The organism is Streptomyces sp. NPDC012825, from assembly GCF_042900925.1.
In the GTDB taxonomy this organism is placed as follows: Bacteria; Actinomycetota; Actinomycetes; order Streptomycetales; family Streptomycetaceae; genus Streptomyces.
This window is the reverse complement of record NZ_JBIBBZ010000010.1, coordinates 19,976-37,965: the sequence shown is the minus strand read 5'-3', so window position 1 is coordinate 37,965 and position 17,990 is coordinate 19,976. Positions and strand designations below refer to the sequence as shown.

Sequence of the window (17,990 nt, the reverse complement as noted above, 5' to 3'; positions counted from 1 at the left end):
AAGGCCCCGGCCGAACTCGTCACGAAGTGGCGTCCGAGGGCCGGGAGGATCGTCGGGTGGCTCGCGCGGGGCCGGGCGCCGGGCTCCGGACGGCCGGCCCCGCGCTGGACCGGGCGTGTGCCGCTCACGGAGCGGAACCGGCCACGGAGCCGGAGCGCGTGGCCCCTACGGCGTTCCGAGCCCGTGCGTGAAGCGGGGCGGGCGGCGCTCCAGGAAGGCGGCGACGCCCTCCGCGGTGTCGCCGCTGCCGCGCGCCTGCTCCGTCCAGTGGGCGTCCCGGTCCGTCCGCCCGTCGGCGAACTCCTTGGCCGCGGCCTGGGTGAGCAGCGAACGGGAGGCGAGCACCCGGCAGAACTCGGCCACCCGCTTGTCCAGTTCGCCCACCGGGTGGAGCTCGTCCACGAGCCCCGTCCGCAACGCCCGCTCGGCGTCGATCAGTTCGCCGGAGAACAGCAGGTACTTGGCGGCCGAGGGCCCCACGAGGGCGGCGAGGCGACGGGTCGACGACGCCGGGTAGACGATGCCGAGCTTCGCGGGAGTGACCCCGAAGCGGGCGCCCTCCTCGGCGAACCGCAGGTCGCAGGCGGCGGCGAGCTGGCTGCCGCCTCCGACGCAGAAGCCCCGGACGGCCGCCAGGGTCGGCTTGGGGAAGGCCGCGAGCGCCTCCTCCGCCCGTACCGCCAGGCGCTGCTGCTCGTCCCCGGGCTCCCGCAGCGCCGAGATGTCCGCCCCGGCGCAGAAGGTGTCCCCCTCGCCGGTCAGGACCAGGACCCGGACCGCCGGATCGGCGGCGAGCCGCTCCAGGACGCCCGGCAGGGCGCGCCACATGCCGGCGCTCATCGCGTTGCGCTTGGCCGGGTTGGCGATGACGACGGTGGCGATCCCGTCCGTGACGCTGTCCTGCAGCTGCGGCTCCATGGGCCGGATGCTATCCGGCACACTCGAACGCATGTCTCCGGCCTCCCTGCGGGGCCCGTCGCCGGAGCCCCTTCGGGGACCTTTCCGGAGTCCTCAGAAAGCGTGCGCGACCAGTCGAACAACTGGCATCGGCACGCTCACCCGATCAGAAGGCGGCCGATAAGTGTCGACTTCTGGTCAGTAGGTGAGTCCGCCCCCGCACATTGCCAAGACTCGATCCGTGGCGAGAATCGAGCACGAGGGTGGAAACCGGACGGTGGAGCCCCGCGAAGGTGGCCCCACCCGGCACCCGTCCTACGAAGGAGTCTGGCGCTTCACCGCTGCCGCGGTCGACGTCTCCGTCCCGCAGGCCCGGCACGCCGTGCGCGACCTGCTGGTCCGCCAGGGCGTCCCCCTCCACGACGAGATCATGGACGGCCTGCTGCTGATCGTCTCCGAGCTGGTCACCAACGCCGTGCGGCACGCGGCGCTGCTGTCCCCGGAGATAGCGGTCGAGGTGGCGATCGGCCCCGAGTGGATCCGGGTGTCCGTCGAGGACAACCACCCCTACCGTCCCAAGGCCCTGGAGGCCGACTGGGGTCAGACCGGCGGCCGGGGGCTGCTCCTGGTGCGCGAGATCGCCCAGGAGGCCGGCGGCGCCTGCGACGTCGAGCACACCGCGAGCGGCGGCAAGATCATCTGGGCGGCGCTGCCCCTGGCCCCGGGGGCGCCGGGGCCGGGAGCGGCGCCCCGGGCGCCGGTGGTCACCAGCCCCCGGACGGACCCGTCAGCTCCCTGACGGCCGGACGCGCCGCGTCGAGCACCGTCATGAACCAGGCGGAGAACGGCGCGGCGGCGTGCCGCTCGGCCAGCTCGGCGGGGGTCACGAAGACGGTGTCCTCGATCTCCTCCGGGTCCGGGCGCGGCTCGGCCTGCACCAGGCCGACGAAGAGGTGGTTGAACTCCTGCTCCACCAGGCCCGAGGCCGGGTCCGGGTGGTTGTAGCGGACCGTCCCGGCCTCCGCGAGCAGCGAGGGCGAGACGCCCAGCTCCTCGAAGGTGCGCCGGGCCGCCGCCGCGAACGGGGCCTCGCCCGGGTACGGGTGACCGCAGCAGGTGTTCGACCAGACGCCGGGGGAGTGGTACTTGCCGAGCGCCCGCCGCTGGAGGAGCAGCCGGCCCGACTCGTCGAAGAGGAAGACGGAGAAGGCGCGGTGGAGCAGCCCCGGCGCCTGGTGCGCGGCGAGCTTCTCCGCCGTACCGATGGTCCTCCCGTCCTCGTCGACCAGTTCGAGCATGATCGGGGCCGGGTCTCCGGACGGCTGGACACCGTTCGACGCGATCTCCGGCGCGATCTGAGCCGCGGTGGCTGGTGTGGTCGGCATACCCATCCTTCGCTTCGGTCCTCGGCCCGGTGGGGCCCCCTCAGTCTGCCGTACAAAAGCGGCTTGTCCGCACTTCGACGTCCGGACGCGGCCGCTCCCACCGCACCGGAGTACGACCGGGGCGGCGGGAGCGGGAGGGGTCCGAGGGGGCACTACACCCCGAAAGCGGCGGGATAGGCGAGCGCACCCGCGGGAACGGGAGCGGAGTCGTCCAGGACGAGCGCCCTCATCGCCTCGTCAGGGACCTCGAAACCTGGCCTGATTCCGTACGCGGACGCCCGTTCGAACCCGAACCGGGGGTAGTACTCCGGGTGCCCCAGCACGAGCACCAGGGTCTCGCCCCGCAGCCGGGCCGCGTCGAGGACCGCCCGGACGACGGCCTGCCCGGCCCCCGTCCGCTGGTGCTCCGGCGCCACCGCGACCGGCGCGAGCGCCGCCGCCGGGGCGCCGTCCACCCGGCAGCGGGTGATCAGGGCGTGCGCCGCGACCGTGCCGTCCGCGGCCTCGGCCACGTACGACAGGCCGGGCAGCCAGGCGTCGGGGTCCGCCCGGAGCGCGTCGACCAGATCGGCCTCCGCCTCCGACCCGAAGGCCGCCCTCTCGACCCGCCGGACCTCCGCCTCCTCGCCGGGCGCCTCCGGCCGGGTGCGCCAGCGCGGATCGGCGGGCCGCAGGACGAAACCGGCGTAGCCGTAGTCGGAGCCGTGCGCGCGCCGCAGCGCGATCTCGGCGCGGGCCCCGGCGACCGCCTCGGCCATGCCGGGCACGCCCGTGTCCGCCGCCTCGGCGCGCGCGGCCAGCGGACCGTAGTACTCGTCCCAGTCGCCCTCCGGCTGGAGGAAGGTGCCCAGGACGTGGTAGCCGGCCGCGACCGCCGCCGCCGCGTTCCCGGTGACGGTGCGGAGCGGGTAGTGCTCCTCCCAGAAGGCGCGGGCCGCCGGGCCCGGCTCCCCGGTGGTCCACACGCACTCGGTGAGCACGAGCGTGCCGCCGGGCGCCAGGAGGCGGCGCCACTCGGCGAGGGCCCGGTCGAAACCGAGCACGAAGACCGAGCTCTCGGCCCAGACCAGGTCGAAGGAGCCGTCGGGGAACGGCAGGGCGCCCATGTCGGCGCGGAGGGCCCGGACGGAACCGCCGCCCTCGCGGACCGAACCGCCGTTCTCGTGGACGGAACCGCCGTCCTCACGGGCCGAACCGCTCCCAGGGGTCGAGCCGTCGAGTCCGCGCGCGGCGGCGGACTCCCGCAGCTCGGCGAGGAACGGCTCGTGGGTGTCGACGGCGGTCACCTCGGCGCCCGCCTCGGCGGCCAGGAGCAGCGCGGAGCGGCCGGGGCCGCAGCCCAGGTCGAGCACGCGCGGGCGCGCGGGGAGCGGCCCCGCGAGGGAGAGGAGCCGGCGGGTGGTGGTGTCGGAGCCCGGACCCTGGCGCGGCAGGCCGTGGTGCAGGGCGAAGAAGGAATCGTGCGAAGCGTTGTCGGACAACGTGGGAAACCCTTGGGTGAGAGGGCCCCGGCCGACGACGTGACGTACCGGTGCGAGGACCGGGATCAGGTCAGCCGGAGACCCGGAGGCTGAGGGACGACCGGGCGCTGCCGCAACGGGCAGCCTCCATGGCGACGGTCATCGACCCCAGCTCCTCTCACCACACGTTCGTACGAAAAGACTAACAGGATCCCCGTGCGCTACAGGCAGAGTTTCGCCTCGTGCTCCGCGTGGCCGACCGGCTCCAGCTGGAAGGTGCAGTGCTCCACGTCGAAGTGGGAGCCCAGGCAGCCCTGGAGCGCGTGCAGCATCTTCTCGTGCCCCACGGAGTCGAGCGCTCCCTGGTCGACGACCACGTGCGCCGAGAGGACCGGCATCCCCGAGGTGATCGTCCAGGCGTGCAGGTCGTGCACGTCCTCGACCCCCGGCAGGGCCAGTATGTGCGCCCGCACCTCGGCCATGTCGACGCCCTTGGGGGCCGCCTCCAGGAGCACGTCCAGGGTCTCGCGCAGCAGCTTGACCGTGCGCGGGACGATCATCAGGCCGATCACCAGTGAGGCGATCGGGTCCGCGTACTGCCAGCCCGTGGCCAGGATGATCCCGGACGCGACGATCACGGTGACCGAGCCGAGGGCGTCCGCCAGGACCTCCAGGTACGCGCCGCGCACGTTGAGGCTCTCCTGTCGACCTCTCGTCAGCAGCGACAGCGAGATCACGTTCGCCACCAGGCCGACCGCCGCGAACGCGATGGCGAGGCCGCCCCTGGTCCCGGCCGGCTCCATGAACCGCTGGATCGCCTCGAACAGCACGTAGCCGCCCACGCCGAGCAGCAGCAGGCAGTTGGCGAGCGCCGCCAGGATCTCGGCCCGCGCGTACCCGAAGGTGCGGTTGCCCGAGGGCGGCCGGTTGGCGAAGTGGATCGCCAGGAGCGCCATCGCGAGGCCGACCGCGTCGGTCGCCATGTGGGCCGCGTCCGCGATCAGCGCGAGCGAGTCCGCGACCACGCCGCCGACGATCTCGACCACCATCACGGAGAGCGTGATGCCGAGCGCGATCCGCAGCCGGCTCCGGTACGCGGCCCCCGCGGTGCCCGTGGGCGGCGGGCCTCCGTGGCCGTGCCCGTGATCGTGTCCAGCCCCCATGGCATGGCCTCCCGGTCGTGTCGCCCGTGTGCCCCGATGCGCAAGTCAACTACGGGTGGGGGGTATGTGCAACACGGTACTGAACACCGTTGTCATATGCTCTGACCTGCGGTGATACAACCCGGAGGGGCTGTACGGGGAAGCCCCCGGGGCGCCTCCCGCCGAGGCGCGGGGCAGGAGCCCGCGGGGCGGGCGGACGATCACCCATCGTGACCCCCGGCGGACGGTGCGCACCGGGGCGGACGCGAGCGGGCCCGGAGGGGTCCTGCCCGCGAAGCCTCGGTGAACTCGTCCTTCTGTTCATCGGATAGCCTCAGCCGACGTGTCGCCGCCCGGTGCCGGGCCGCACCGCCGCGCCCGGGGCCGCCATGGGCCCCGCCGGCCCCTCCGTCAGCTCCAAGGAGTGAGTTCGTCTGTCGACCGCCATCCTCACCGGCCCGCCGGCACCCGGATCCTCGCTCGACGGTGATCTGCGGTCGCTCGGCTTCGACGTCCGGATCGCCTCCGGCGCCGAGGAGACCGGCGCCCTGCTGGCCGCCGTCCCGGCGGGCGAGCGCGTCGCGCTCGTCGACCCCCGGTTCGTCGGCCACCTGCACGCGCTGCGCCTCGCCCTCACCGACCCCCGGTTCCCGGCCGCCGGGATCCCCGGCGCGCTCGCCGCGCAGGGCGGGGCCCGCCCCGCCCTGACCCGCGCCCTGAGCGAGGTCTCCGTGCCGTCCGGCGCCCCCGCCGACGACCTCCCCGGCACCCTCGCCGACGCCCTGGACGCCGACGGCGTCGCCGTGCACCGGCCCCCGCTCGGCACCCTCGTCGCCACCGTGCCCACCGACGCCCAGGCCCGGCACGCGGCGCGCGCCGCCGTCGAGGCCGTCGACGACGAGGCCGTACGCCTCCGCTCGGCCGTCAAGGCGCACGACGGCTTCTTCACCACCTTCTTCATCAGCCCGTACTCGCGCCACATCGCCCGCTGGTGCGCGCGCCGCGGACTGACCCCCAACCAGGTCACCACCGCCTCGCTGCTCACCGCCCTGATCGCGGCCGGCTGCGCGGCGACCGGCGAGCGCGGCGGCTACGTCGCCGCCGGCGTCCTCCTCCTCGTCTCCTTCGTCCTGGACTGCACCGACGGGCAGCTCGCCCGCTACGCGCTGAAGTACTCGACGATGGGCGCCTGGCTCGACGCCACCTTCGACCGCGCCAAGGAGTACGCCTTCTACGCGGGCCTCGCCCTCGGCGCCGCCCGCGACGGCGACGACGTCTGGGCCCTCGCGCTCGGCGCCATGGTCCTGATGACCTGCCGGCACGTCGTGGACTTCTCCTTCAACGAGGCCAACGCCGAGAGCACGGGCGCCACCGCGAAGACCAGCCTGGCCCTCTCCAGCCGGCTCGACGGCGTCGGCTGGACCGTCTGGGCCCGCCGGATGATCATCCTGCCGATCGGCGAGCGCTGGGCGATGATCGCCGTCCTCACCGCCGTCACCAGCCCCCGGATCGTCTTCTGGGCGCTGATCGCCGGCTGCGCCTTCGGCGCCTGCTACACCACCGCCGGCCGCGTCCTGCGCTCCCTGACCCGCAAGGCGAAGCGCACCGACCGGGCCGCCCGGGCCCTCGCCGACCTCGCGGACTCCGGCCCGCTCGCCCACATCGCCGGCCGGCTCTTCGGCCGCGCCGGACTCCACCTGCTCCCCGGGGTCGTCGCCGCCCTCGCCGGCACCGGCGCCCTGATCGCCGCCGTCCTCGGCCGCCCCTTCGGGGACGCGGGAACCGTCGTCGCCGCGGGCGTCTACGCGATCTTCGCCGGCGCCGCCGTCGCCCGCCCCCTCAAGGGCGCCCTCGACTGGCTCGTACCCCCGCTCTTCCGCGCCGCCGAGTACACCACCGTCCTCGTCCTGGCCGCCCGCTCCGACTCCCCGGGGGCCCTCCCGGCGGCGTTCGGGCTGGTCGCGGCGGTCGCCTACCATCACTACGACACGGTGTACCGCATCCGCGGCGGCACCGGCGCGCCGCCCGCCTGGCTGGTGCGCGTCACCGGCGGACACGAGGGGCGCACGCTCCTGGTGACCGTCCTCGCCGCCCTCCTCGCGGGCCGCGGCGACGACTTCACCCTGGCACTGACCGCCCTCGCGGTCGCCGTCGCGCTGGTGGTGCTCGTGGAGTCCATCCGCTTCTGGGTCTCCGCCGGAGCACCCGCCGTTCACGACGAAGGAGAAACAGCATGATCGGTCTCGTACTGGCCGCCGGTGCCGGACGGCGTCTGCGCCCCTACACCGACACCCTTCCGAAGGCCCTCGTGCCGGTCGACGGGGACACCACGATCCTCGACCTGACCCTGAAGAACTTCGCCGAGATCGGCCTCACCGAGGTCGCGATCGTCGTCGGCTACCGCAAGGAGGCCGTCTACGACCGCAAGGAGGCCCTGGAGGCGGAGTACGGGCTCAAGATCACCCTCGTCGACAACGACAAGGCCGAGGAGTGGAACAACGCCTACTCCCTGTGGTGCGCCCGTGAGGTCCTCAAGCGCGGCGTGATCCTCGCCAACGGCGACACCGTCCACCCGGTCTCCGTCGAGAAGACCCTCCTCGCCGCCCGCGGCGACGGGCAGAAGATCATCCTCGCCCTCGACACGGTGAAGAGCCTCGCCGACGAGGAGATGAAGGTCATCACCGCCGAGGGCGAGGGCGTCCGGCGCATCACCAAGCTCATGGACCCGGCGACCGCCACCGGCGAGTACATCGGCGTCACCCTGATCGAGGCCGAGGCCGCCGAGGAGCTCGCCGACGCCCTCAAGGCCACCTTCGAGCGCGACCCCGACCTCTACTACGAGGACGGCTACCAGGAGCTGGTCAACCGCGGCTTCACCGTCGACGTGGCCCCCATCGGCGACGTCAAGTGGGTCGAGATCGACAACCACGACGACCTCGCGAAGGGCCGTGAGATCGCGTGCCAGTACTGACCCGGCTGATCCCGTCGCCGGTCGTCGTCGACATCCGCGGAGGAGCGATGGACGACCTGTCCGCGCTCCTCGCGGACCAGCGGATCTCCAGCAACGGCAAGATCGCCGTCGCCATCAGCGGGGGCTCCGGCCTCAAGCTGCGCGACCGCTTCGCCGCCGAGCTGCCCGGCGCCGACTGGTACCCGGTCGCCGGCGGCACCATCGACGAGGCCGTGAAGCTCGCCGACGCCATGCGCGGCAAGCGGTACGACGCGGTGGTGGCCCTCGGCGGCGGCAAGATCATCGACGTGACCAAGTACGCGGCGGCCCGGGTCGGGCTGCCGCTGGTGGCCATCGCCACCAACCTGTCGCACGACGGGATCTGCTCCCCGATCTCCACCCTGGACAACGACAACGGGCGCGGCTCCTACGGCGTGCCGACCCCGATCGCGCTGGTCATCGACCTGGACGTGATCCGGGACGCCCCGGCGCGCTTCGTCCGCTCCGGCATCGGCGACGCGATCTCCAACCTCTCCGCCATCGCGGACTGGGAGCTCTCCCACCGCGAGACCGGCGAGAAGGTCGACGGGCTGGCCGCCGCCATGGCCCGCAGTGCGGGCGAGGCGGTGCTCCGCCACCCCGGCGGCATCGGCGACGACGACTTCCTCGTCACCCTCTCCGAGGGCCTGGTGATGTCCGGCATCGCCATGTCGATCAGCGGCGACAGCCGCCCCTCCTCGGGCGCCTGCCACGAGATCAGCCACGCCTTCGACCTGCTCCACCCGGCCCGCGCCGCCAGCCACGGCGAGCAGTGCGGTCTCGGAGCGGCCTTCGCCATGCACCTGCGCGGGGCCCGCGAGGAGTCCGGGCTGATCGTCGAGACGCTGCGCCGGCACGGCCTGCCCGTCACGCCGGAGGAGATGGGCTTCACCGTGGACGAGCTCGTCCAGGTGGTGTCCTTCGCCCCGCAGACCCGGCCGGGCCGCTTCACCATCCTGGAACACCTCGACCTGTCCGACGACGAGATCAGGGACGCGTACGCCGACTATGCACAAGCCATCGGTAGCTGAACTCCGGCCGGTCGTCCACCCCCCGGGCGTGAAGGACCGGCGGAGCGGCGAGCACTGGGGCGGCCGCCTGTACATGCGGGAGATCTCGCTGCGGATCACCCGGCAGCTGGCGAACACCCGGGTCACGCCCAACCAGCTGACGTACCTGATGACGCTCTTCGGCGTGCTCGCCGCCCCGGCGCTCCTCGTGCCGGGGATCCCGGGTGCCGTCCTCGGCGTGCTCATGGTCCAGCTCTACCTGCTGCTCGACTGCGTCGACGGCGAGCTGGCCCGCTGGAAGAAGCAGTTCTCGCTCGGCGGCGTCTACCTGGACCGGGTCGGCGCCTACCTGTGCGACGCGGCGGTCCTCGTCGGCTTCGGCCTGCGCGCCGCCGACCTCTGGGGCACCGGGCGGATCGACTGGCTGTGGGCCTTCCTGGGCACCCTCGCCGCCCTCGGCGCCATCCTGATCAAGGCCGAGACCGACCTCGTCGGCGTCGCCCGGCACCAGGGCGGCCTCCCGCCGGTCCAGGAGTCCGCCGCCGAGCCGCGCTCCTCCGGCATGGCGCTGGCCCGCCGGGCCGCCGCCGCGCTCAAGTTCCACCGGCTGATCCTCGGGATCGAGGCCTCCCTGCTCGTCCTGGTCCTCGCGATCGCGGACCAGGTCAGGGGCGACCTCTTCTTCTCCCGGCTCGGCGTCGCCGTCCTCGCCGGCATCGCCCTGCTCCAGACCGTGCTGCACCTGGTGTCGATCATGGTCTCCAGCAGGCTGAAGTGAGGCCTGCCGTGAGTACGCCGCTCAAGGTGGGCGCCGTCGTCATCACGATGGGCGACCGCCCCGACGAGCTGCGCGCGCTGATCGACTCGGTCGCCGCGCAGGAGGGCGACCCGGTCGAGATCGTCGTCGTCGGCCAGGGCACCCCGGTCACCGGGGTGCCCGACCGGGTCCGCACCGTGGACCTGCCCGAGAACGTCGGCATCCCCGCCGGCCGGAACGTCGGCATCGAGGCCTTCGGCCCCGGCGGCACCGACGTCGACGTCCTGCTCTTCCTCGACGACGACGGCCGGCTCGCCCACACCGACACCGCCGAGCTGGTCCGCCAGGCCTTCACCGCCGACCCGCGCCTCGGCATCATCGGCTTCCGCATCGCCGACCCGGAGACCGGCGCCACCCAGCGCCGGCACGTGCCGCGCCTGCGCGCCGCCGACCCGGCGCGCTCCTCGCGCGTGACCACCTTCCTCGGCGGCGCCAACGCCGTCCGCACCAAGGTCTTCGCCGAAGTCGGCGGTCTGCCCGACGAGTTCTTCTACGCGCACGAGGAGACCGACCTCGCCTGGCGCGCGCTCGACGCCGACTGGATGATCGACTACCGTGCGGACATGGTGCTGCTGCACCCCACGACAGCACCCTCCCGGCACGCCTCCTACCACTTCAACGTGGCTCGCAACCGCGTGTGGCTGGCCCGTCGCAACCTGCCCGCGCCCCTGGTACCCGTCTACCTCGGCGTCTGGCTGCTGCTCACTCTGGCCCGGCGGCCCCCGCTCTCCGCGCTGAAGGCGTGGTGCGGCGGATTCCGGGCGGGCTGGACCACCCCCTGCGGACCGCGCCGCCCCATGAGGTGGCGTACGGTGTGGCGGCTGACCCGGCTGGGTCGCCCCCCGGTCGTCTGACATCGTGGTACTCGACGTGCCGCGCATCTTGAACACGAAAGTTTCGACTTGTGAGTGACACACACCAGGGCGGGGCGGTCGCGACGAGCGCGCCCCCGTCCGTCGACGAGGGCCTGGCCCCGGCCGACCTCGCGGCGAAGTACGGCCTCTCGGTCAGCGGTGCCCGGCCCGGCCTGTTCGAGTACGTCCGTGAGCTGTGGAGCCGCCGCCACTTCATCATGGCCTTCTCCTCCGCCAAGCTGACCGCCCAGTACAGCCAGGCGAAGCTGGGCCAGGTGTGGCAGGTGGCGACCCCCCTCCTGAACGCCCTGGTCTACTACCTGATCTTCGGGCTGATCCTGGGCGCCAGCCAGGGGATGAGCAAGGACGTCTACATCCCGTTCCTGGTCACCGGCATCTTCGTGTTCACCTTCACCCAGAGCTCGGTCATGGCCGGCGTCCGGGCGATCTCCGGGAACCTCGGCCTGGTCCGGGCCCTGCACTTCCCGCGGGCCTCGCTGCCGATCTCCTTCTCGCTCCAGCAGCTCCAGCAGCTGCTGTTCTCGATGATCGTGCTCGTCGCGATCACGGTCTCGTTCGGCAGCTACCCCTCCCTCCGGTGGCTGCTGGTGATCCCGGGCCTGTTCCTCCAGTTCGTGTTCAACGTCGGCCTCGCGATGATCATGGCCAGGCTGGGCTCCAAGACGCCCGACCTCGCCCAGCTGATGCCGTTCGTGATGCGCACCTGGATGTACGCCTCCGGCGTGATGTTCTCGCTCCGCACCATGCTCGCCGACAAGCCGGCGTGGATCGGCGACGTCCTCATGTACAACCCGGCGGCCGTCTACATGGACCTCATCCGCTTCGCCCTCATCGACGGCTACGGCTCCGAGAACCTGCCCGCCCACGTCTGGCTGACCGCCCTGATCTGGGCCGTCGTCTTCGGCGTCGGCGGCTTCGTCTACTTCTGGAAGGCCGAGGAGAGGTACGGCCGTGGCTGACCCGACCAAGAGCAACGTCCCCACCGTCATCTGCGACGACGTCCACATCGTCTACCGGGTCAACGCCGGCGGCGGGGGCAAGGGCAGCGCCACGGCGGCGCTCAGCCGGATCGTCGGCCGCGGCAAGGCCGAGGTCTCCCGGGGCGTCCGCAAGGTCCACGCGGTCCGCGGCGTCACCTTCACCGCCTACCGGGGCGAGGCCATCGGCCTCATCGGCTCCAACGGCTCCGGCAAGTCCACCCTGCTGCGCGCCGTCGCCGGCCTGCTCCCCACCGAGAGCGGCAAGGTCTACACCGACGGCCAGCCCTCGCTCCTCGGCGTCAACGCGGCCCTGATGAACGACCTCACCGGCGAGCGCAACGTGATCCTCGGCGGCCTCGCCATGGGCATGAGCCGCGAGGAGGTCCGCTCCCGCTACGAGGGCATCGTCGACTTCTCCGGCATCAACGAGAAGGGCGACTTCATCAGCCTGCCCATGCGCACGTACTCCTCCGGCATGGGCGCCCGGCTCCGCTTCGCCATCGCGGCCGCCAAGAACCACGACGTCCTCCTCATCGACGAGGCCCTCGCCACCGGCGACCGCAAGTTCCAGATCCGCTCCGAGGAGCGCATCCGCGAGCTGCGCAAGGAGGCCGGAACGGTCTTCCTGGTGAGCCACAGCAACAAGTCCATCCGGGACACCTGCGACCGGGTGCTCTGGCTGGAGAAGGGTCAGCTCCTCATGGACGGCCCCACGGACGAGGTCCTCAAGGCGTACGAGCGGGAGACCGCCCGCTGAGCGCCCCCGCCCGGGCCGCCGCCCCCGTCGCGTCCCCCGCGCCGGGGGCGGCGCCGTTCCCGCGCTCCGGGCGCCCGCCCGGAATGTTCATGCGGTCAACATCGGGCAGGATGGGCTCATGGCAGCGATCTCGGGGGGAAAGACCTACCACCACGGCGATCTGCGGAACGCGCTGATCTGCGCGGCCGTCGGCCTCGCCACCGAGGGCGGCCCCGAGCGGGTCGTGCTGCGCGAGGCGGCCCGCCGGGTCGGCGTCTCGCCCACCGCCGCCTACCGGCACTTCGACGGCCGGGGCGAGCTCCTGCGTACGGTCGGGGACCGCGCCCGGCGGATGCTCGCCGACTCCATGGAACGCGCCGCCGCCCGCGAGCCCGGCGCCGACGACCCCGTCCTCGCGGCCGAGCGCCGGCTCGCCGCCCTCTGCCGGGGGTACGTCGGCTTCGCCGTGGAGCAGCCGGGGCTGTACCGGGCCGCGTTCTGCCCGCCCCGTCCGGCCGGGACGGGCGGTGGCACGGACGCGGCGGTGCCGGAGCGGCAGCCGCACGAGCCCGAGGTGCGGGCCTTCGCCCTGCTCGCCGACGCCCTCGACGCCCTGGCCCGGAGCAACGCCCCGCAGCGGCCCGTCCGCCCCGCCGCCGGCGCCGCCGCGTGGTCGGCCGTGCACGGACTGTCACTTCTGCTGCTCGAAGGGCCCCTTCGGCGCCTTCCCGCGCAGCGCAGGAACGCCGTCGTCGAGTCCACCCTCGCCATGGTCGTCACCGGGACACGCGCTCCCTGACCTCCGCCCGGCCCGAACTCCCTTGCGGGGAAGGCGGATTGACGACTCGTACGGATGAGGTCGCCGACGCGTGCCACCCCGGAACGGCGACGGTCGTCGTACAACGTAAGCTGGACCGGTCTGTTTCGCGGCAAGTAGGGCGATACCCCACGGCCATCGGGCTCCGGGTGGGGGCCCTACGGGCAGGGGTCGGCGGCGTGTCCGAAATGGGATGGATTGGGTCAGCAGTGTAGAACGGGAGACGTGACGGCCATGACGCAGAATCTCCAGCTCCACGAGGGTGTCGCCGTCCCTTCGTCGGACAGCGACCGGTGACGGACCCCCGGCGGGCGCGCCCCGGCGCCACCTCGCGTGCCACCCTCGGCAAGGCTGCGGACGAGAACTTCCCCGTCGCCCCCTTCTTCCTGCCCCGCGCCTGGCGCGACGACCTCATGGCCGTCTACGGCTACGCCCGGCTCGTCGACGACATCGGCGACGGCGACCTCGCCCCCGGCGGGGCCGACGCCCGGTACCTCGGCGTCGCCCCCGAGCACGCCGACGACCGGCTCGCCCTCCTCGACGCCTTCGAGGCCGACCTCCACCGCGTCTTCGGCTCCACCCCGCGCCACCCCCTGCTGCGCGCCCTCCGGCCGACCGTCGAGCGCCGCGGACTCACCCCCGAGCCCTTCCTCGGCCTGATCGCCGCCAACCGCCAGGACCAGCTGGTCGGCCGCTACGAGACGTACGACGACCTCCTCGCGTACTGCGCGCTCTCCGCCAACCCCGTCGGCCGCCTCGTCCTCGGGATCACCGGCACCGAGACCCCCGAGCGGATCCGGCGCTCCGACGAGATCTGCACCGCCCTCCAGATCGTCGAGCACCTCCAGGACGTCGCCGAGGACCTCGCCCGCGACCGGGTCTACCTGCCCGCCGAGGACCTCAAGCGGTTCCACGTCACCGAGAGCGACCTCGCCCGGCCCACCGCCGGCGCCTCCGTCCGCGCCCTGATCGCCTTCGAGGCCGAGCGGGCCCGCGCGCTGCTCCACGCGGGCGCCCCCCTCGTCGGCAGCGTCCGCGGCCGCCTCCGCCTCCTCCTCGCCGGATTCACCGCCGGGGGACTGGCGGCCCTCGACGCGATCGCCGACGCCGGACACGACGTGCTGGCCGGCCCGCCCAAACCCACCAAGCCGAGCCTGACGCGCCGGGCGGGAGCGGTCCTGCTCCGGGCGCGGAGAGAGGGGTGACCGTGACCGTGGAGGGACAGCACCGGCCGTCCGCACCGGTACAGGCCGCCTACAGCTACTGCGAGGCGGTCACCGGGCAGCAGGCCCGCAACTTCGCCTACGGCATCCGGCTGCTGCCGGCCGAGAAGCGCCAGGCGATGTCCGCGCTCTACGCCTTCTCCCGGCGCGTCGACGACATCGGCGACGGCACCCTCGCCCCCGGCGAGAAGAAGGAGCGCCTGGAGGCCACCCGGGACCTGCTCGACCGGATCCGCTCCGACAAGGTCGACGAGGACGACACCGACCCGGTCGCCGTCGCCCTCGCCGACTCCGCCCGGCGCTTCCCGATCCCGCTCGACGGCCTCGACGAGCTCATCGACGGCGTCCTCATGGACGTCCACGGCGCCACCTACGCGACCTGGGACGACCTCAAGGCCTACTGCCGCTGCGTCGCCGGCGCCATCGGCCGCCTCTCCCTCGGCGTCTTCGGCACCCACCCGGGCGCCCACGGCGCCGACCGCGCCCCCGAGTACGCCGACACCCTGGGGCTCGCGCTCCAACTCACCAACATCCTCAGGGACGTGCGCGAGGACGCGGAGAACGGGCGCACCTACCTGCCCGCCGACGACCTCGCCAAGTTCGGCTGCGGGGACGGCTTCGGCGGCCCCCCGCCCGAGGGCGCCGACTTCGCCGGACTCGTCCACTTCGAAGTGCGGCGCGCCCGCGCCCTGTTCGCCGAGGGCTACCGGCTCCTCCCGATGCTCGACCGGCGCAGCGGCGCCTGCGTCGCCGCCATGGCCGGCATCTACCGGCGTCTGCTCGACCGGATCGAGCGCGACCCGGAGGCGGTCCTGCGCGGCCGCGTCTCGCTGCCGGGCCACGAGAAGGCGTACGTCGCGGTGCGCGGCCTCTCCGGCCTCGACACCCGCCACGTCGCCCGGCGCGACGCCGGGAGGCGCACCCGATGAGCCCGTACGCGCCGGCCCTCCGCGCCGCACCCCGAGCCGTGCTCCGTACGACCGCCGGCACCGGCCTCCGTACGGCCGCCGCCCCCGTGGCAACCCGCGGCGCCGCTCCGGCGTCCCCGATCGGGGACGTCGCGCACGGCCCGCGACCGATCCCGACCCCGCCGGCCCCGTCCGTGACGGGTCCGGGCACGACGAACCGAGCGGAGGCCGCGTGACCCAGGACGCAACCGGGCCGGACGCCCGGCCCCACGCCGTCGTCGTCGGCGGCGGGCTCGCCGGGACCACCACCGCGCTCCGGCTCGCCGACGCGGGCGTCCGCGTCACCCTCCTCGAAGGCCGGCCCCGGCTCGGCGGCCTCGCCTTCTCCTTCCGCCGGGGCGACCTGACCGTCGACAACGGCCAGCACGTCTACCTGCGCTGCTGCACCGCCTACCGCTGGTTCCTCGACCGGATCGGCGGCGCCCACCTCGCCCCCGTCCAGGACCGCCTCGACGTGCCCGTCCTCGACGTCGGCCACCGCCGCGGCCCCCGGCTCGGCCGGATCCGCCGCGACGACCTGCCCGTCCCGTTCCACCTCGCCCGGAGCCTGGCGACCTACCCGCACCTCAGCGCCGTCGAGCGCGTGAGCGTCGGCCGGGCCGCGCTCGCCCTGAGCCGGCTCGACCCCGCCGACCCGGCCCTGGACGGCATCGACTTCGCCACCTGGCTCGGCCGCCACGGACAGTCCCCGCGCGCCGTCGAGGCCCTGTGGGACCTGGTCGGCGTCGCCACCCTCAACGCCGTCGCCCCGCACGCCTCCATGGGCCTGGCCGCCATGGTCTTCAAGACCGGACTCCTCTCCGAGCCCGGCGCCGCCGACATCGGCTGGGCCCGCGTCCCGCTCGGCGAACTCCACGACACCCTGGCCGGAAAGGCCCTCGCCGCCCTCGGGGTGCGCACCGAACTGCGCGCCAGGGCCGAGCGGATCTCCCGCACCGACGACGGGCGCTGGGCCGTGGAGGTGCCGGGCGGGACGATCGACGCCGACGCCGTCGTCCTCGCCGTACCGCAGCACGAGACCCACGCCCTGCTGCCCGACGGCGCCCTCGACGACCCCGACCGGCTCCTGGACATCGGCACCGCCCCCATCATCGACCTGCACGTCGTCTACGACCGCAAGGTGCTGAAGCGGCCCTTCTTCACCGCCCTCGGCTCCCCGGTGCAGTGGGTCTTCGACCGCACCGAATCCTCCGGCCTCAAGGGCGGCGGCCAGTACCTCGCCGTCTCCCAGTCCGCCGCCCAGGACGACATCGACGAGCCCGTCGCCGTCCTGCGCGAGCGCTACCTCCCGGAGCTGGAGCGGCTGCTGCCCGCCGCCCGCGGCGCCGGGGTGCGCGACTTCTTCGTCACCAGGGAGCGGACGGCGACGTTCGCCCCCACCCCGGGCGTCGGCCGGCTCCGCCCCGGAGCCCGCACCCGGGCGCCGGGCCTCCACCTGGCCGGAGCCTGGACCGCCACCGGCTGGCCCGCGACCATGGAGGGAGCCGTCCGCAGTGGTCTCAGCGCCGCGGGCTCGGCGCTCTCCGCCCTCGGCCGCCGCCATGACCATCCGCTGCAGGAGGCGGTATGAGTGTGAGTACCGGAACAAGAGGAGAGACCGTGCCGACAGCGCCGCCGGGACACCCGGCCGTCGACACCGCGGACGTGTCCGCACTGCTGGAGCGGGGACGGACCCTGTCCACCCCCGTACTGCGGGCGGCCGTCGACCGCCTCGCGCCGCCCATGGACACCGTGGCCGCCTACCACTTCGGCTGGATCGACGCGCAGGGCAACCCCGCCGACGGCGACGGCGGCAAGGCCGTCCGCCCCGCGCTCGCCCTGCTGTCGGCCGAGGCCGCGGGCGCCGCGCCCGAGGTCGGGGTCCCCGGCGCCGTGGCCGTGGAGCTCGTCCACAACTTCTCGCTGCTCCACGACGACCTGATGGACGGCGACGAGCAGCGCCGCCACCGCGACACCGTGTGGAAGGTGCACGGCCCCGCGCAGGCCATCCTCGTCGGCGACGCCCTCTTCGCCCTCGCCAACGAGCTGCTCCTCGAACTCGGCACCGTCGAGGCCGGCCGGGCCACCCGCCGGCTCACCACGGCCACCCGCAAGCTCATCGACGGGCAGGCCCAGGACATCTCCTACGAGCACCGCGAGCGGGTCACCGTCGAGGAGTGCCTGGAGATGGAGGGCAACAAGACCGGCGCCCTCCTCGCCTGCGCGGTCTCCATCGGCGCGGTCCTCGGCGGGGCCGACGACCGGACCGCCGACAAGCTGGAGGAGTACGGCTACCACCTCGGCCTCGCCTTCCAGGCCGTGGACGACCTGCTGGGCATCTGGGGCGACCCGGAGTCCACCGGCAAGCAGACCTGGAGCGACCTGCGCCAGCGCAAGAAGTCCCTGCCCGTCGTCGCCGCCCTCGCCGCCGGCGGCCCGGCCTCCGAGCGGCTCGGCGAGCTGCTCGCCGCGGACGCCAAGTCCAGCGACTTCGACTCCTTCTCCGAGGAGGAGTTCGCCGCCCGCGCCGCCCTCATCGAGGAGGCCGGGGGCCGGGAGTGGACCTCCCAGGAGGCCCGCCGCCAGCACGCCGTCGCGATCACGGCCCTGGACGAGGTGGACATGCCCGCCCGGGTGCGGGACCAGCTCGTCGCCCTCGCCGACTTCGTGGTCGTACGGAAGAGATGATCACCATCACCCTGATATGAGTTC

The 17,990-nt window shown here is 73.7% G+C and carries 17 protein-coding genes; 13 read left to right on the top strand and 4 right to left on the bottom strand.

Annotated elements, in window-relative coordinates; all coding sequences use genetic code 11:
* Positions 1–165 precede the first annotated feature (165 nt).
* Entirely contained in the window at positions 166–918 is a 753-nt protein-coding gene (locus tag ACFY7E_RS21125; protein ID WP_389486992.1) for an enoyl-CoA hydratase/isomerase family protein, read from the bottom strand.
* A gap of 220 nt (positions 919–1,138) precedes the next feature.
* Here ACFY7E_RS21125 and ACFY7E_RS21120 point away from each other — a divergent pair, with 220 nt between their 5' ends.
* A complete protein-coding gene (locus ACFY7E_RS21120) occupies positions 1,139–1,696 on the top strand; it encodes an ATP-binding protein (RefSeq protein WP_389486990.1) in 558 nt (185 codons plus the stop codon).
* Here ACFY7E_RS21120 and idi read toward each other — a convergent pair.
* The 3 genes from idi to ACFY7E_RS21105 form a co-directional block, all read right to left on the bottom strand.
* Positions 1,662–2,282, bottom strand: coding sequence for an isopentenyl-diphosphate Delta-isomerase (gene idi, locus ACFY7E_RS21115; RefSeq protein WP_383439754.1), 621 nt, complete (start codon positions 2,280–2,282; stop codon positions 1,662–1,664). The two genes, ACFY7E_RS21120 and idi, sit on opposite strands and share 35 nt — an antisense overlap.
* Before the next feature lie 152 nt (positions 2,283–2,434).
* Positions 2,435–3,763, bottom strand: a complete 1,329-nt coding sequence (locus ACFY7E_RS21110) for a GNAT family N-acetyltransferase (protein WP_389486987.1) — start codon at positions 3,761–3,763, stop codon at positions 2,435–2,437.
* A 200-nt stretch (positions 3,764–3,963) separates the two neighbouring features.
* A complete protein-coding gene (locus tag ACFY7E_RS21105) occupies positions 3,964–4,905 on the bottom strand; it encodes a cation diffusion facilitator family transporter (RefSeq protein WP_389486985.1) in 942 nt (313 codons plus the stop codon).
* A gap of 413 nt (positions 4,906–5,318) precedes the next feature.
* On the opposite strand from ACFY7E_RS21105, the gene ACFY7E_RS21100 reads away from it, so the two are divergent.
* From ACFY7E_RS21100 to ACFY7E_RS21045, 12 genes are all read left to right on the top strand, one after another.
* Complete coding sequence (locus ACFY7E_RS21100) at positions 5,319–7,121, top strand: DUF5941 domain-containing protein (protein ID WP_389487318.1); 1,803 nt, start codon at positions 5,319–5,321, stop codon at positions 7,119–7,121.
* The gene (locus tag ACFY7E_RS21095; protein ID WP_389486983.1) at positions 7,118–7,855 is read left to right on the top strand and encodes a sugar phosphate nucleotidyltransferase; all 738 of its coding nucleotides are present in this window, start codon (positions 7,118–7,120) and stop codon (positions 7,853–7,855) included. Before ACFY7E_RS21100 ends, ACFY7E_RS21095 begins: the two co-directional genes overlap by 4 nt.
* The gene (locus ACFY7E_RS21090; RefSeq protein ID WP_389486981.1) at positions 7,843–8,904 is read left to right on the top strand and encodes an iron-containing alcohol dehydrogenase family protein; all 1,062 of its coding nucleotides are present in this window, start codon (positions 7,843–7,845) and stop codon (positions 8,902–8,904) included. Before ACFY7E_RS21095 ends, ACFY7E_RS21090 begins: the two co-directional genes overlap by 13 nt.
* The gene (locus ACFY7E_RS21085; protein WP_389486979.1) at positions 8,882–9,661 is read left to right on the top strand and encodes a CDP-alcohol phosphatidyltransferase family protein; all 780 of its coding nucleotides are present in this window, start codon (positions 8,882–8,884) and stop codon (positions 9,659–9,661) included. Before ACFY7E_RS21090 ends, ACFY7E_RS21085 begins: the two co-directional genes overlap by 23 nt.
* Before the next feature lie 8 nt (positions 9,662–9,669).
* Complete coding sequence (locus tag ACFY7E_RS21080; RefSeq protein ID WP_389486977.1) at positions 9,670–10,554, top strand: glycosyltransferase family 2 protein; 885 nt, start codon at positions 9,670–9,672, stop codon at positions 10,552–10,554.
* A gap of 50 nt (positions 10,555–10,604) precedes the next feature.
* A complete protein-coding gene (locus tag ACFY7E_RS21075) occupies positions 10,605–11,534 on the top strand; it encodes an ABC transporter permease (RefSeq protein ID WP_389486975.1) in 930 nt (309 codons plus the stop codon).
* A complete protein-coding gene (locus tag ACFY7E_RS21070; protein ID WP_383445554.1) occupies positions 11,527–12,312 on the top strand; it encodes an ABC transporter ATP-binding protein in 786 nt (261 codons plus the stop codon). Before ACFY7E_RS21075 ends, ACFY7E_RS21070 begins: the two co-directional genes overlap by 8 nt.
* A gap of 118 nt (positions 12,313–12,430) precedes the next feature.
* A complete protein-coding gene (locus tag ACFY7E_RS21065) occupies positions 12,431–13,090 on the top strand; it encodes a TetR/AcrR family transcriptional regulator (RefSeq protein ID WP_389486972.1) in 660 nt (219 codons plus the stop codon).
* 311 nt (positions 13,091–13,401) lie between these two features.
* Entirely contained in the window at positions 13,402–14,313 is a 912-nt protein-coding gene (gene hpnC / locus ACFY7E_RS21060; RefSeq protein WP_389486970.1) for a squalene synthase HpnC, read from the top strand.
* Entirely contained in the window at positions 14,310–15,260 is a 951-nt protein-coding gene (gene hpnD / locus ACFY7E_RS21055; protein WP_389486968.1) for a presqualene diphosphate synthase HpnD, read from the top strand. Before hpnC ends, hpnD begins: the two co-directional genes overlap by 4 nt.
* 211 nt (positions 15,261–15,471) lie before the next feature.
* Positions 15,472–16,869 (top strand): hydroxysqualene dehydroxylase HpnE, encoded by a 1,398-nt coding sequence (gene hpnE / locus ACFY7E_RS21050; RefSeq protein ID WP_389486966.1) that lies wholly within the window; start codon positions 15,472–15,474, stop codon positions 16,867–16,869.
* Positions 16,866–17,966, top strand: a complete 1,101-nt coding sequence (locus ACFY7E_RS21045) for a polyprenyl synthetase family protein (RefSeq protein WP_389486964.1) — start codon at positions 16,866–16,868, stop codon at positions 17,964–17,966. The genes hpnE and ACFY7E_RS21045 overlap by 4 nt, the downstream gene beginning before the upstream one ends.
* Positions 17,967–17,990: the final 24 nt, after the last annotated feature.